The sequence below is a fragment of the Emcibacteraceae bacterium genome (assembly GCA_041396985.1).
Taxonomy (GTDB): Bacteria; Pseudomonadota; Alphaproteobacteria; order Sphingomonadales; family Emcibacteraceae; genus Pseudemcibacter.
Genome location: JAWKXO010000003.1, coordinates 72,619 through 86,880, shown reverse-complemented (window position 1 = coordinate 86,880; position 14,262 = coordinate 72,619). Strand labels below are relative to the sequence as shown.

The window sequence follows — 14,262 nt, the reverse complement described above, 5'->3', positions numbered from 1 at the left end:
AGGCTTGCTGAAGTTGGTATTTAACAAACTTTACCGCTTGGGGTAGTATGGATTTATTCTACGCAATTAAAAAACTACTGTTAGGCCCTTTGTCTTCGACACGCTCAGTATTGGGTGTATTTCTTGCGATTTTGGCTGTATTTTTATTAACGGTTATAACGGAAATTGGTGGTGTTATTCTATGGTTTTCTTATGGTTTTGGAGAAATTATAGCTAACCGTAAACAAGGGTATCAAAGTTTATTTACCACCGGGACTTTCTTATTGGTTTATGCTATATCAACTACGGTTGCCGTGCCATTTGTAGCCCCTTTATTTGGCAGAGTTGCTCTTAACTGTTTCGCAACAGAAGCACACCCGTATCAAGCTAACTCTGTTTTGTTTTGTGCGTTAAACCGCAATTATGTGCAGCCTCACGTTAAAAGCATTCTTGAAGGCCTCGCGGACCATATGGCAGATAAATTCCCCGGAACGGTGGTTAGTTATTTAGACGCCAACTTTCCCTTTGCAAACGATATTCCATTACTTCCTCACTTGAGCCACAACGATGGCAAAAAGTTAGATGTCGCGCTTTTCTATAAAGACCAAGATAGCGGAATACCTCTGTCTAAAGGCGGAGGATGGATGATCGGGTATTGGAACTTTTCTCCCTCATGGCATTATGAGAAGAAGCAAGTGTGTGCGAATGAAGGTGCATTGAGGTGGAAATTTGCTTGGCTTCAATCTATTTTTAGCGACCTCGCTTTGGACCTTGATCGAACAAGTGAAATGCTAAATCACTTAAGCCTTGGGAATGCGTCAAAGTCTATTCAGAAGATTTTTATTGAGCCGTACCTTGTAGAAATACTCAATGTACAAAGCGATAAAATGAAGTTTGCAGGATGTGGCGCAGCGAGACATGACGACCATGTTCACTTTGAAGTAGATTGAACCACATTAGGTAAATATTTCCAATTCTGACTGTCCACTTAGGGTCGGAAGCAGTCGCTCACAATAATACACTGTTCAGTACACTATTTAGTACACTGACAGAGTAAAAAATGTTATCTTAAAACTATGCTTAATCATTATAAATCAATGAGTTATAATAATTTATGGAGGAGTGGACCTCATCCCTTCCTCTCCTCCATTTTATACCCTACAATTCAACTAGACAGATTAAGCTGCCAGGAGACGCCGTAACGGTCCTGGACCCAGGCAAATTTCGCACTAAAGCCATAGTTTCCAAGCGGCATCATAAACTGACCTTGCTCGCTTAATATCTTGGCAAGATCCGTGATTTCATCGTCATTATCACATTCAACAAAAAAAGAAATTGATGGCGTAAAATTAAATTGATGAGGACCGTCACTGTCCATCAGCCTTAATTCTACCTGATTAACTTTAACCCGTGCTGATTTTATAGTGCCGACCGGCTGGCCTTCACCTTCCTGAAAATAGGTCATTTCGTTTATTTCAGCATTTTTAAAGGTTTTTGCATAAAAGTTTGCCGCCTCTTCCGCTTTGCCGTGGTTATGCCCTGAAAACATTAAGAATGGTTGTGTGGATTTGCTCATTTTTTTCTCTCCTTTACCCTATATTTTCTCTTTTTCCTGAATTAAATATTCTTCCAACGCCGAAAGTTTCTCTCCCCAGAACTGTCGAATATGATTTAGCCATTCCCACATTTCATCCACACCTTGTGAATTAATTGAATATAGCCTTTGTTGCGCTTTTTTTTCCATGTTGACGATCCCGGCTTCTCGCAGGATTTTCAGATGCTGCGACACCGCCGGGGCACTGATCGCGAACCGGCTGCTGATTTCGGTGGCTGAAATCTTTTCATTCGCAGCAATGATTTCAATCATACGGCGACGGTTGGGTTCAGCAAGAGCGGCAAATCTATCCATAGACAGATTATTAAGTTAATACTTAATTAAGTCAATAGGCAATTAAACTGCCTGAAATATATTTTTAAAAGGAGCTAGAGCATTTCCCAACATAGGGAAGAATATAAGGGACTGAAGCAGATTTGTGATGGATAATTTCGGTGTCAATTCCCCAAAGCTCCCGGATGGAAGACCGGGTCAGAACTGTTTGAGGCTGGCCTTCACTAACCAGTCTGCCTTGCTTAAGAAGATAAATATAATCAGCATAGACCATCGCCTGGTTCAAATCATGAAGGACGGCAAGGACACCGAACCCTTTTTCTTCAGCAAGCCATCTGGCAATATTTAAAATTTCCATCTGATATAATGGATCAAGGGCACCGGTTGGCTCGTCCAGCAACAGATATTTTGTCTTACCATTGCTTAATTCCGGCCAAATCTGTGTCAAAATACGGGCAAATTGCACCCGCTGTTTCTCGCCCCCGGAAAGCGTAATAAATTGCCGGCTTTGGAGTTCTGATGTCCTTGTCAGAGACATGGCTTTTGCGACAATCGGCAAACTGATCCGCTCACATTCATTATAGGGGAGCCTGCCCATTTTAACGATATCAAGAGCGGAAAAATTAAAGGTGACGTTTGATAATTGAGGGAGTACGGCTCTGGCCATTGCCAGTTCTTTTCTGTCCAGAGATTGAGTGGACTTACCGTCAATCATAACCTCACCTCTGTCAGGTCTGATATCACCTGACAGCGCCTTTAGCAACGTTGATTTACCGGCGCCATTGGGGCCAAGAATGACCGACAGTTGCCCTGGTTTTACAGACAAGGAGATATCATTAACCAATACCTTTCGTCCGGCAAATACAGATATTTTTTCACATTTATAAGCCATGGCTGGCCTCCCTGTTTTTTTCAAGCAGAAGCCAAAGGAAAAAAGGTCCTCCCACAGCACTGCAGACAAGACCTATAGGGAGCTCTGCCGGAATAACCACTGTTCGGGCGACCAGATCCGCAATAAGAGTAAATATCGCCCCAAGCAAAGCAGACGCAGGAATGACAATCCTGTGATCAGGGCCGGAAAACTGGCGTACAATATGAGGTACAATTAGGCCAACAAAACTAATTATACCGGAAACAGCAACTGCTGAGCCAACGATCAGCGCAACGGAAAGAATAATGATCCTGGTCAGTTTTTTTGTATCCACACCCAAATGACCCGCTTCCGCCACCCCAAGTAAATATGCATTTAACGGAACCGCGCTGTGCCATAGAGCAAATACCCCTATTGTTATAAGCGAAAGGGTCGGTAGGATAGACTGCCAGGATGCACTGCCAAGTCCTCCCATCATCCAGAAAGTCAGAAGTCTTAATTGTGTATCATCGCTTATAAACTGAAAAAATCCTATCCCGGCCAGCGAAATGGCATTAATGGCTATGCCAATCAACAACATGGTCGCCACTTTATCCCCTAGCGCATTTCTTGAAAGGGTATAGATAAGTAATGTGGCGCAGATACCCCCAATAAAAGCCATAAGTGGCAACATAAAGGAAACCGCAAAACCCACCCCCAGCACAATATAGCCGACGGCAAATAAAGCGGCACCGCTCGAGACCCCGATCAGACCCGGTTCCGCCAGCGGATTTCTGAAAAGCGCCTGAAGGACGGCCCCGGAGATCCCCAGTGCGGCTCCAACAAAAATACCAAGTATCAGTCTTGGCAGTCTGATTGAAAGCAATATTCCTGCTTCATGCGGCGCGAAATCAACTGATGTTGAAAGTCCAAGCTTGGTCAGCAGAATTGCGATAATCTTATCAAATGGCAGGCTATATCCACCGATCAAAATATTGGCAATCACAGCCAAAATTAAACCAATACAGAGAATGACAATGAGGCTTGGTTTTTTGTAGCGCAAACCGGTCAATATATCTGTGTTCATATTTTTAATTCCCTCTTCACCTTTATTTGATCGGCTACTTATAGATCTGGTTACTAAGTGAATTAATGGCTTCCGGGGTTCGGGGTCCAAAACCAAGCAGTAAAAGTCCGTCCATCGAAATAAGATTTCCCAGCCTTCCCGCTGGTGTCAGCCTGATTTGCGGTAAGTTCAATATTGATGAGGGCCCGCCGGAACTTTCAACCACATGTGACATCATGAGGATGAAATCCGCTTTTGAAGCTGCCGCCACTTCAGAGGAAAGTGGCTTATAGCCGCTAAACCCATCAACAGCATTTACCCCGCCAGCCAGATGAATAATGGCATTTGCATCGGTATCAATGCCAGCGGCAACGGGTGTGCCGTCCTGAGCCGACAATAAAAAAAGTACGCGGGGCTTTTCAGATGCAATTTCCATTGATCTGACGGTAGCTTCAGCAAAATCATCAGAAAGACTTTTTCTAAGCGTATTTCCTTTCCCCTCGGCATTTAATATATCGGCAATTAATGCAACCCGGTCCAATACGGCATCCGCACTCCCGCCACCCCCAATTTTCCGAATACAAATACCGATCGCTTTAAGCTGATCTAAAACTTCCGGCGGCCCTGCATCAGGATCAGCAATTATAAGATCCGGACCCAATGACATTAACCCTTCGGCACTGACAGTCCTATAATACCCGACCTTCGGAAGTTTAAGAGCAGAAGCAGGGTAAGTTGATGTGATATCTACACCAACAAGCCTTTTCTCTTCACCAAGAGCATAGATCATTTCAGTAACAGCACCGCCAAGAGCAATTACCCTTTGTCCCGCAGTCTGGCAATTCTGTTCCTGTGCCAGTGCAGTCTGGGCATTTAAGAGCAGAAATATTACCGGATAAATCAGATGTCTCATTTGGGTAGGTCCGCACATAGAGCTGCCCAGTCTTTCAATTCCGGTTGACCAGGTTTTCGCTCCCCAAACATGGTGAGTATCTGATTGCCGTCTTTGTCGAAAAGTTCCAGCGAAGTGACAATACCATCGCTGGTTGGTTTGCGCACGACCCATGCCTTTTCAATCCGGCTTTCCTTAACATGAAGATCAAACCGTGGGTCCAGAATATTCAGCCAGCCACCTGAATCAACAATTCTTTTGATCGGACCGGTATGTATTTGTATGCATCCTTTATTTCCGACAAATATCATGATGGGAAGACCTGTTTGCGAAGCTTTCTCCAAGGCATATCTAAAAGCACCCTTCGATACTTCAAAGGCCAGATCAGACCCGGCAAGCCTTAATGCCTGCACTCTTGATACGCCAAAGTCCCGCAAAATATGAATAAAATCATGGGTATCCTGAAGAGCGAGCCAATGTTTTCTCATTCTTTCCGCTTCAATGTTTTCATCCGGAACTTCGGCAGGAAGCGGGGCATGCTCGGTTGTTTTGAGTTCAGCATACTGATTATCTGCTTTGAACCGACTGATTAATTCATCATAGGCTTCGAAATTGCTGTCATCCGTCAGATAGACTTTATGAACAGATGATCCGGAAAGATCAAAAAACTGCAGACTTTTTCGCTCGCCACGCGCAGTATTTTCTGTTACCGCAAACCCAAAATGCCAATGGCTGAAGAAAATTCTCAAATCAATTTCACGGTTAACCACCAAAGCATGACCCGGACTGACTGAAACGGCACCGAATTTACCATTTTTTTCATGTACCGCATCGTCATTGCGGGTTATGCAGAGAATTTCACCCAGTTTTGGAAGCTGTTTAATAATATTTCCCCATTCCGCTTTCAGCCTGACTGCCGTTTCACCAATACCGGTTGCAACCAGTTCTGCTTCGCTTACACCGAGATCATCGGCTGCATTTCGGATGCGGACTTTGGGGTTCTCTTCTTTATATAAATGCCATTTTTCTTTTAAATCCTGCATATAGGATGTTTCATCACTTGCCAGTGCCACGTCCATAATATTCTCCTTTATAAGATTTGGGGTTTGGTCGGCTGGCTCGCAAATTATTTTTCTAATGCGCTGGCTGGCTTAACTTTTTCCTGGTTTGTTCCTAATTCTCTATTTTGTTAAGATCAGTTTATTTTGGGATGTTTTTCGCAGACGGTATTCGACATCTCCATGAACGATAATGATCTCATTTCGCCCCTGAAGCAGCTTGCTGCTGTCACACCGGCCGGTAGCGTCAATCTTACCTTGTACAGGTTCTTTAGGTGGTAGATTTATTTCATCAATCATATCCTTCCCTTTCCACTAAAACTGGTGTGATAAATTGAATTTGAAACTTCGGCCCGGCTGGTGAATAACGGTTGGGTGGATCGAATAATCTTCATTGAACACATTATCCAGCGCAATACTAAAGACAGTATTCTGCAATGCACCATCCACGGGTGACCAGCTTGCAAACAAGTCAACCGTCTGATAGCCGTCAGTTGTCACGCTTTCGGCCGGCACATCGATTTGAGCGGCCGTGATGGTAACGCGGGTGCCCGCCCTTAAACCTATATCCTGGAATTTTCCGGTCAGGCGAATGGTCATGCTATCGGGTGCAATTGAAGAAAGCCCTTCATCCGTCAGAGGGTTCCTGCCGTTTGCCGTAAAGCCGCTTATGCTAAAAGTGATATACTCGTTGTCATAACGGATATCCCCTTCAAACCCGTCAATTTTAGCCTTTCCATTCACATTCTGAGTGGTTCCATAGAATGTCATAGGGCCAAATGGCGGTATAAATTCAGGTGCCTTCATTGGATCAACGTAGGATACGACCGTATCAACAAAATTATTAACGTCCGTATTAAAATAGTTGGCACTTAGAACAAAGCTGTCCCCGGCATTAATCAGGTCAGACTGCCTGAAGCGGAAGCCTGCTTCCCATGATTTGGCCTGCTCCGCCATTAGAAGAGGCGTCGGCTCAAACTCATTGACGACAAGCGTGCCAGGGCCAAAGCCTTCAGGCACAGAAAAATGGATGCCATCATTATATAGTTCGGTTAGCGTTGGCGCGCGAAACGCTTCAGAATAACTGCCCCAGAAATAAAGCTGATCGGTGGGATTTAGTCCTATTGAAATTCGCGGTGTAAAATCACTTTCAGATCTATTGTCAAAAACGTCATTTGAAGTCAGATCATAGCTGTCATATCGCACTCCTGGAATGATTGAAAGAAGTCCATCCAGCACATCTATTTCCAACTGAGTATAACCGGCAATAAATTTGCGCTCTGAATCAGGAAATTCAGGTCGGTCTACACCATCCCTTGTGCCATTCTGTTCATCCTTAAAATATTCCAGACCGTAAGTAATAGCTGCTTTCAATCGATCCGAAACCATGACCCTGCTGGTATTATGCATGTCAATTCCATAAGATTTAAAATTTGATTTGTCCGAGCGACCATCGAATAGTCGATCTTCACTTATATTAATATCCGAATAGTGAATAACGGTTTTGAAATCGACAAGATTATTATCAGGGTCATGGTAAGAATAATTTCCCCTGATGTTATATTGGGATGTGTCCCGATCAACAACAGTTGTAGGAGAGGAAACATCATCTGAAGCAGTGGGATTTAGGCCCTGACTGTCAAAAAAATCCGCATTAATTTCAAAGCGTTGAAATTCTGTCGGCTCAAACCCAAGTTTTGTATGTCCGTTAACAATCTCGTCCTGGGTATCAACAATAGGACTGCCTGAACCGTCAGTTAAGTCATCATAAACTTTCCGGTAAACGAGATTGGCCAACATATCGACTTTATTGGATTTGCCGAATATGCTGCCTGATGTAAAAAATTCATTTCCATTTGACTGATATCCGATACTGCTTCTGGCACCAATATCCTGACCCTCACGGAGAAGGTCTTTTGCCCCTTTGGTTTCAAGGGAAAGAACCCCGCCTATGGCACCGCTTCCATATAACGATGACGCGGAACCACGGATAACTTCAACCCTTTTGATCAGATCAGGATCTACGAAAAATCTTCCTCTATGAGATATATCAAAATTCTGTCTTGCTCCATCAATTCTGAGAACAAGCTGTTGGTCAGAAAAACCTCTAATTGATGGCTCTTCTGCAATCCTTCGGGCACCACCCTGCACCGATAGGCCAGGCACACCTTCCAGAACATCTGAATATGAAAGCGGTATAAACTGCTCAATTTCCTGCTGGTCAATGACCGCGACAGCAGTCGGTGTTTCAAACACGTTTCTTTCAGTTTTCGTTGCAGTAACTGTGATCACATCAACATCTTCCACAGCGCCTTCATCAGCATTCACATTTGTAGTAGTGGAAAAAGCCACCAATAATGCCAGCATAGAAACATTACTATAAAAATTCACAAGCAAACTCCTTAGTTAACCCAATTTGATTTTGGTTTACGCTTGGCTTGCTTGTCTTTGTAAATTCTATCCAGATAAGTTCCGGAATTGTTTTATCAGACAATGGCTGGCTCGGCTAATTATTAGTCAAGACGACTCAATGGACCTATATTATTAATAATGATTATTAATAGCAAGTGTTTTTGATAATTATTATCAGAGTAGGTCTAATTGAAGATTTTGCCATAAAGAATTAAATCTCAGTTTGAGCTGGTTTTAAACCGACAGATCATGATCATTCGATTTAATCGCTATTAAATTTTATTTGATAAATTTTTTTGTATGAATTGAAATTTTATATTTGAGAATTTGTTAACCATAACGATCTTTTATTATCAAATAGTTACATTAGTATTTATAAAAAACTCAACATCTTCCCCTCAATTTTTTTAGAATTTTATAAAAAATTAAATTTAATGCCTTTGACCAAATAGTTTATATGTGGTAATATTTTACGGAATGGAAAGCATATTTTTCCTCTGGTAAGAGTAAGTTGAGAAAAATAATTTTTATAAAAACAAATACAATCAGACGGGCTTATATGTTTCGGCTGGAATTGTAATTTTTAATTATTAAATAATGAAGAGTACAGAGTATGATTAACAAGTTTATTTCCGTTATTGGTGCATCTTTCATAGCATTGATTGCTTCTGGCACTATTTCTAACGCGGCAACGCTGGATTTTACGGCAAATCCGTTTATCGGCGCAAATGGCCTATTTGCTGGTACAACTTATTCAATATCTGCATCTGGCGGGGTGCTCACTGCATCACAAGGGCAAGATGGTAACAGCTGTGTAGGACTAGCCTGTCAAAATGACGGACTTGGTGTCAATAATGGTGGTGGTGATGATGACGATGATGAAATTTCATCTGATGGTGCTCAGTCTATCACAATTAATTTTGGCAAGGCGATTGGCATTAGCGGCATTACATTTCTTGATTTATTCACTGATGATGAAGGTACTTCGGCTCCTGAAGTTGCAAGAGTAACTTACAATGGCGGTTTTATGGATTTTTCTGCCGATCCTGGCGAAGTAAGGTTTGACGGCTCAAGCGGATTTTTATCTGTCACCGGACTATATCTGTTTACTGATCAACTGGTGTTCACTGTTCTGAACGGTGGCCTTCAAAGCAGGGGATATGGCGACTACGCATTAGCCAGTATTTCTGCTGTGCCTCTACCACCTGCATTATTGATGTTTGGTGCGGCACTTGGTGGCATGGGCTTCCTAGGTCGTCGCAGGAAAAAAGTCAGCTTATAAGTCGTGTAATAAGATTAAATTAACTTATTACGCAGATCAGCTTATTTAAAAATTATCAGAACCCACAGAAAATTATATTTCCCGTGGGTTCTTTTTTTGCTCTTCAAATATTTTAAATAATACAGCCATTAATGTTATTTCTTTGCCCCAATTCTGCATCGCGATTTGTTAACTACTTTTATGTTATAGTTTAATCATAAAAATATGCTCGTTTTTCAAGTGTATAAAATACCAGACGGCATGTATATAAATATGAAAAGAGAGATAATCACATAAGATGAACTTAAATACATTAAAAATTCTGTTTCTTGGCAATTGTGCAGACCCAAAAACCAAAGAGGGAATGCCGAATGTTGTGACCTCTAAATTAAGATACCATAGGGAAATTTATAAAATACTGTCAGAATTATGTGAAAAGGTCATCGGTACAAATGATGCTCAGGATCTATTTAACAAGGCAGGCGAATATGATTATGTATTTTCGCTTTTCAACCGAATGGGTTTCAGATCAAGTGAACTATATGCTTCAGCCATCTGCGAATATTTAAGAGTGCCCTATTTGGGCTCCAGCCCCGAAGTCAGAGGTGTTGCCGAGAATAAAAGTCTGTTTAAACATATTGCAAGCTCATGTGGAATAACCGTTGCCAATAGCGCAGCATTTTATCCTGGAGACGAAATAAAGAGACCGGATCAACTGAAAGCACCGTATTTTGTAAAACCCATGTCAGGCGGAAATTCTGAATGGATAAGATCCAGTTCCTATTGTGAAGACTGGCACGCCGCTCAAGAGGAGATTGACTTTCTTTTATCAAAGAATGTTCCAGTGCTCATGGAAGATTTTGTTGAAGGCATTAATTTAACGGTACCTGTGCTCGGCGGACAAAGCCCACAAGTGCTCGGTGTGGTTGAGGTCCCAACAATTGAGCCTCATAATGTTCTGACATCAGAGGAAAAATTGCAGGATCATGGGGACATGTCATTCAAGATTTTTGACAATGACAAAGTCAGAAAGACCATTACCCATCATGCCGAAGCTCTTAATAATTCACTGAGGCCGATTGACTATTTCCGAATTGATTACCGTTATAATGATAATACAGGTCAATTGACAATTCTTGAAATTAATGTGTGTTGTGATATTAGTTCTTTTGGCAGCTTTGCTTTTGCCGCTCAGGAAAAAGGGTTAACACAAAAAGATCTGGTAAAGAAAATACTGGAAATAAGTCTTTCCCGTCAGCAAACTTCAGGTGTAAATGAATAAAGTCACCCGTATCAATTTAGCAGAACTTGATCAATATATTTCCGGGAAATGTGGCGGTAAGGAATTTTATTTTGGCTGCTGGTCGCCGGATCCCCACGATTTTGATACTGGTTCTGCCCCCCGCCATTTTCAAATTGAACGCGGTAAAAACTGGATTGCGATTAGAAACGGTGCTGACACAGTTGACGGCCTTCTTTTTCCCCCTGAAAATATTGATGATCCTGATCTTATTATCTTCAGGGGATACCTTTCCGAAGCATCCATCAACACTTATACTCCGGCGGACCGAGTAAGGAAATATTGGTCAAATGAGCTCTTAAAACGCCACAATGGGATTTTCAGTGCCGTAAGAATATCAAAAGAAGGCCGTGAACTAAGCATCATAACCGATATATTCGGCATGAGCCCAATTTACATAAGAAAAATCGATAAACTCATTTTCTTTTCATCAACGCCTGCTCTATTAAGTCTGCATGACGACAAACCGAATATGATGGCCAGCTTTTTACGATTAACCAATGGGTATATTCCTGCAAGAGACACATTAAGTGAAGCGATAGAGCTAGCACAGGAAGCAAGTATCACTTCATATACAAATTCCGGCAAAAGAGTTGAAAAATGGTATGACTATGAAACCTTCCCAAAAGGTGAAGAGGCTGTATGTGATCTCTCCCTCGAATTGTCCGAGCAGAAATTGGCCACTGCCATAGAAAGATGTCAATCAGTTCATTTTGGAGATGTTTTACTGCCTCTTTCCAGTGGGTATGACAGCCGCCGGTTATTTGCCCATTTAGAGAAAAGTAAAACTCCATTCGGCGCTTGTACCGTTCAGTCATTGATGGAAAACGGATTTGATATTGAAGCCGACTGCGCGATGCAAATAGCAAAAGATTACAACATTAATATCAAACTGTTCCGGTACCCAACACCGGAAGAATGGCACAAACAGGATATTCAAAGAATTTTCAGTATGGACGGTCAATGTCAGGTTCATACCTGGTCCGTACCAATATTTACCTATTATGATAAATTTAAATGCAGTTTTTATGATGGCACCGGGGGTGATATTTTTGGCTTTAATGACTGGGTTTTTCGTGGGCATCTTGAAAAAATTATGCCTCATAAAATACCTTTGATTTTGAAAAAAGAATTTTTTCCAAAACCAGAACATATGGAAAAAATACTAAGAGAAGGAATAACTAATCAGCCTGCCGGATATAATCAGAATCTGCTGACTTTTGCCTTATGGCAAACCCGGAAAAGCTCCATATTGTGGGGACAGCAACAATCAAGGCCAGGACATATATTCCTCTATCCTTACCTTGATCTTGATTATATGGAAACCATGTTACGATTTTCACTGGAAAATAATGTAATTAACAGACCGCAGAAAGCCATTCTATACAAATACTGGCCTAAACTTGCGGCTTATCGCGGTAGCCGTGAAATGCCGGATAATGCTAAAAATTCATTGGATTTAAGAGTTAGAAATAATCTATATTCCCGGAAAAGAATTATCCAGAAAGCAATGTCCTTAAAGAGTGGCAAGAACATTGATTATATTTTTTCTTTTTATGCCAAATGCTATCTTTTTATCGCTCAATTTATCACAATCCCAAAATATCCCGGATGGTGGTTGAGGCCATCTGCTGAATTTATTTACTGGTGGAAATCACGGCCTCTGATAATTAGAACAGATAAAAAAGACTTTAAATAAGGGCGCTATGAAGAAACTGCACTTTGGGAACTGTAATCCCCTAAATTAAATTCACTTTCATCTGACTAATACCAATGTTAAGTATAATCTTCCAGATCAACTGACTGAAATTGCTGTATATGTGAATATGCATTGCAGTCACAAAAATACAGAAAGCGCTTTATGGTCAGACAAAATCAGTATTCAGGTAATATTGCTCAATTTAAAGGGCCAACAGATGCCATTCATGCTGCCCTTAATTATGCAAATCAGGGTATGGTTGAAATTGCTGAAAAAATTTGTCTTGATATCATCCAGGTCAATAAAAATTATCATCCGGCTTATCACCTGCTGGGACAGCTTGCTTTTCAACAGGGCCAAGATGCAAAAGCTGAGAAAATGTTGCAGAATGCCATATCGCTTGATGAGAATAGAGCGATATATCATAGAGATTTGGCAGAAATCATATTTTTTAGAGGCAATCCGAATAATGCCCTACATTCCATCAACAGGTCATTAAAGCTAAATCTTAATGATCCAAAATCCCACTATATTGCCGCCCTTGCGCTGAGCACATTGGGTGAAAGTATAAAAGCAATAGAGGCTTATAAAACAGCAATAAAACTCAATCCCGGTTTTGGGGCTGCCTATAATAATCTTGGCACTCAATTGGAAGCAATCGGCCATCCGGATCAGGCCAAAGATGCCTATATTCAGGCAATCAAAATCAATCCCAATAATTCTGAAGCTCATAATAATCTGGCAGTAGTTTTAATTGCCAATGGTGACATTATTAATGCCAAAAAACACCTTGAAACTGCAATTAGAATAAAACCAGCCAATATTGAAGCCCATCATAATTTATCGCCTTTAAAGAAGTATAAGAGTGACGATGAACATATAAAGCAGATGGAAAAAATTGTGCCGGATGCAAAGAGGCTATCAACCGAAAATCAGGCTCGTTTATATTTCACTCTGGGGAAAGCATATTCCGATCTGGAAAAATTTGATACTGCTTTTGAATATTTCAAGTACGGAAACAAGATAAAAAGAGCAAGTTTTCATTATGATGAAAAAGCTGTCTTCAAGCTGATGGAAAAAATAAAAAATGTATTTTCAGCATCATTTGTAAATACATTTAAAAAAGCCCCTAACGATGACCAAACAGCCGTTTTCATAGTAGGGATGCCCCGTTCGGGATCAACCCTTATAGAACAAATATTATCAAGCCATAGTAACATCCATGCAGGCGGAGAATTGACGATACTTGCCGAAATCATAAAAGAAAAAATCAATAATTTTCCATGGGAAATTGAAAAGATTGCCGAAGATGATCTTTTGGACATTGGGAAAGATTATTTAGGCAAACTAAAAGCACTTAATCCTAATGCCAAACGCATCGTTAATAAACTGCCTGCAAATTTCCATTACGTTGGATTAATCGCAAAAATTTTGCCCGGGGCACGTATCATTAATACAAAACGTAATCCAATGGATTGTTGTTTTTCCAATTACACTCGTCTGTTTCAGCAACTTTTGCCATTTGTATATGATTTAGGCGAATTGGGCCGCTATTATAACCGTTATCAGGATCTTATAGAGCATTGGCATAAAGTCCTGCCAAAACAGATGCTAATAGATGTACAATATGAAGACGTTGTTGATAATCTTGAGCATGAGGCTCGGAAACTGATCAAATTCATAGGGCTGGAATGGCAGGATCAATGTCTGAATTTTTATCAAAACAAAAGATCTGTTCATACAGCCAGCGCCGATCAGGTACGTAAACCAATTTATAATACGGCCATCGAAAAATGGCGCCCGTATGAAAAATATCTAAACCCTTTGATTGAAGCACTTAAAGCACCGGAATTATAG

General features: G+C 41.1%; 13 protein-coding genes. 5 read left to right on the top strand and 8 right to left on the bottom strand.

Annotated features, from left to right (window positions below; all coding sequences use genetic code 11):
- Positions 1 to 47: 47 nt before the first annotated feature.
- Entirely contained in the window at positions 48 to 929 is an 882-nt protein-coding gene (locus tag R3D86_08545; GenBank protein ID MEZ5758256.1) for a hypothetical protein, read from the top strand.
- A 215-nt stretch (positions 930 to 1,144) separates the two neighbouring features.
- Here the strand turns inward: R3D86_08545 and R3D86_08540 are convergent, their stop codons facing one another.
- The 8 genes from R3D86_08540 to R3D86_08505 form a co-directional block, all read right to left on the bottom strand.
- Positions 1,145 to 1,555 carry a VOC family protein gene (locus R3D86_08540; protein ID MEZ5758255.1) on the bottom strand — a complete coding sequence of 137 codons (411 nt, stop codon included), beginning with the start codon at positions 1,553 to 1,555 and terminating at the stop codon, positions 1,145 to 1,147.
- Positions 1,556 to 1,573: 18 nt separating this feature from the next.
- Positions 1,574 to 1,888: a metalloregulator ArsR/SmtB family transcription factor gene (locus R3D86_08535; protein ID MEZ5758254.1), complete on the bottom strand. Its 315-nt coding sequence runs from the start codon at positions 1,886 to 1,888 to the stop codon at positions 1,574 to 1,576.
- 64 nt (positions 1,889 to 1,952) lie between these two features.
- Positions 1,953 to 2,759, bottom strand: coding sequence for a heme ABC transporter ATP-binding protein (locus tag R3D86_08530; GenBank protein ID MEZ5758253.1), 807 nt, complete (start codon positions 2,757 to 2,759; stop codon positions 1,953 to 1,955).
- Positions 2,749 to 3,804 carry an iron ABC transporter permease gene (locus R3D86_08525; protein MEZ5758252.1) on the bottom strand — a complete coding sequence of 352 codons (1,056 nt, stop codon included), beginning with the start codon at positions 3,802 to 3,804 and terminating at the stop codon, positions 2,749 to 2,751. Before R3D86_08525 ends, R3D86_08530 begins: the two co-directional genes overlap by 11 nt.
- A gap of 34 nt (positions 3,805 to 3,838) precedes the next feature.
- Positions 3,839 to 4,696 (bottom strand): ABC transporter substrate-binding protein, encoded by an 858-nt coding sequence (locus R3D86_08520; GenBank protein ID MEZ5758251.1) that lies wholly within the window; start codon positions 4,694 to 4,696, stop codon positions 3,839 to 3,841.
- Positions 4,693 to 5,754: a ChuX/HutX family heme-like substrate-binding protein gene (locus tag R3D86_08515; protein MEZ5758250.1), complete on the bottom strand. Its 1,062-nt coding sequence runs from the start codon at positions 5,752 to 5,754 to the stop codon at positions 4,693 to 4,695. The genes R3D86_08520 and R3D86_08515 overlap by 4 nt, the downstream gene beginning before the upstream one ends.
- A gap of 102 nt (positions 5,755 to 5,856) precedes the next feature.
- A complete protein-coding gene (locus R3D86_08510) occupies positions 5,857 to 6,033 on the bottom strand; it encodes a hemin uptake protein HemP (GenBank protein ID MEZ5758249.1) in 177 nt (58 codons plus the stop codon).
- A 15-nt stretch (positions 6,034 to 6,048) separates the two neighbouring features.
- The gene (locus R3D86_08505; GenBank protein MEZ5758248.1) at positions 6,049 to 8,124 is read right to left on the bottom strand and encodes a TonB-dependent hemoglobin/transferrin/lactoferrin family receptor; all 2,076 of its coding nucleotides are present in this window, start codon (positions 8,122 to 8,124) and stop codon (positions 6,049 to 6,051) included.
- A 634-nt stretch (positions 8,125 to 8,758) separates the two neighbouring features.
- On the opposite strand from R3D86_08505, the gene R3D86_08500 reads away from it, so the two are divergent.
- From R3D86_08500 to R3D86_08485, 4 genes are all read left to right on the top strand, one after another.
- A complete protein-coding gene (locus R3D86_08500) occupies positions 8,759 to 9,427 on the top strand; it encodes a VPLPA-CTERM sorting domain-containing protein (GenBank protein MEZ5758247.1) in 669 nt (222 codons plus the stop codon).
- Between the two features lie 277 nt (positions 9,428 to 9,704).
- The gene (locus R3D86_08495) at positions 9,705 to 10,688 is read left to right on the top strand and encodes a hypothetical protein (protein ID MEZ5758246.1); all 984 of its coding nucleotides are present in this window, start codon (positions 9,705 to 9,707) and stop codon (positions 10,686 to 10,688) included.
- Positions 10,681 to 12,405 carry a hypothetical protein gene (locus R3D86_08490; protein MEZ5758245.1) on the top strand — a complete coding sequence of 575 codons (1,725 nt, stop codon included), beginning with the start codon at positions 10,681 to 10,683 and terminating at the stop codon, positions 12,403 to 12,405. The genes R3D86_08495 and R3D86_08490 overlap by 8 nt, the downstream gene beginning before the upstream one ends.
- A gap of 162 nt (positions 12,406 to 12,567) precedes the next feature.
- Positions 12,568 to 14,262: a sulfotransferase gene (locus R3D86_08485; GenBank protein ID MEZ5758244.1), complete on the top strand. Its 1,695-nt coding sequence runs from the start codon at positions 12,568 to 12,570 to the stop codon at positions 14,260 to 14,262.

Coding starts and splice junctions, on each gene's coding strand:
- R3D86_08485 (MEZ5758244.1), top strand. CDS start 12,568: ATGGTCAGACAAAATCAGTATTCAGGTAATATTGCTCAATTTAAAGGG.
- R3D86_08520 (MEZ5758251.1), bottom strand. CDS start 4,696: ATGAGACATCTGATTTATCCGGTAATATTTCTGCTCTTAAATGCCCAG.
- R3D86_08495 (MEZ5758246.1), top strand. CDS start 9,705: ATGAACTTAAATACATTAAAAATTCTGTTTCTTGGCAATTGTGCAGAC.
- R3D86_08490 (MEZ5758245.1), top strand. CDS start 10,681: ATGAATAAAGTCACCCGTATCAATTTAGCAGAACTTGATCAATATATT.
- R3D86_08510 (MEZ5758249.1), bottom strand. CDS start 6,033: ATGATTGATGAAATAAATCTACCACCTAAAGAACCTGTACAAGGTAAG.
- R3D86_08530 (MEZ5758253.1), bottom strand. CDS start 2,759: ATGGCTTATAAATGTGAAAAAATATCTGTATTTGCCGGACGAAAGGTA.
- R3D86_08540 (MEZ5758255.1), bottom strand. CDS start 1,555: ATGAGCAAATCCACACAACCATTCTTAATGTTTTCAGGGCATAACCAC.
- R3D86_08535 (MEZ5758254.1), bottom strand. CDS start 1,888: ATGGATAGATTTGCCGCTCTTGCTGAACCCAACCGTCGCCGTATGATT.
- R3D86_08500 (MEZ5758247.1), top strand. CDS start 8,759: ATGATTAACAAGTTTATTTCCGTTATTGGTGCATCTTTCATAGCATTG.
- R3D86_08525 (MEZ5758252.1), bottom strand. CDS start 3,804: ATGAACACAGATATATTGACCGGTTTGCGCTACAAAAAACCAAGCCTC.
- R3D86_08515 (MEZ5758250.1), bottom strand. CDS start 5,754: ATGGACGTGGCACTGGCAAGTGATGAAACATCCTATATGCAGGATTTA.
- R3D86_08545 (MEZ5758256.1), top strand. CDS start 48: ATGGATTTATTCTACGCAATTAAAAAACTACTGTTAGGCCCTTTGTCT.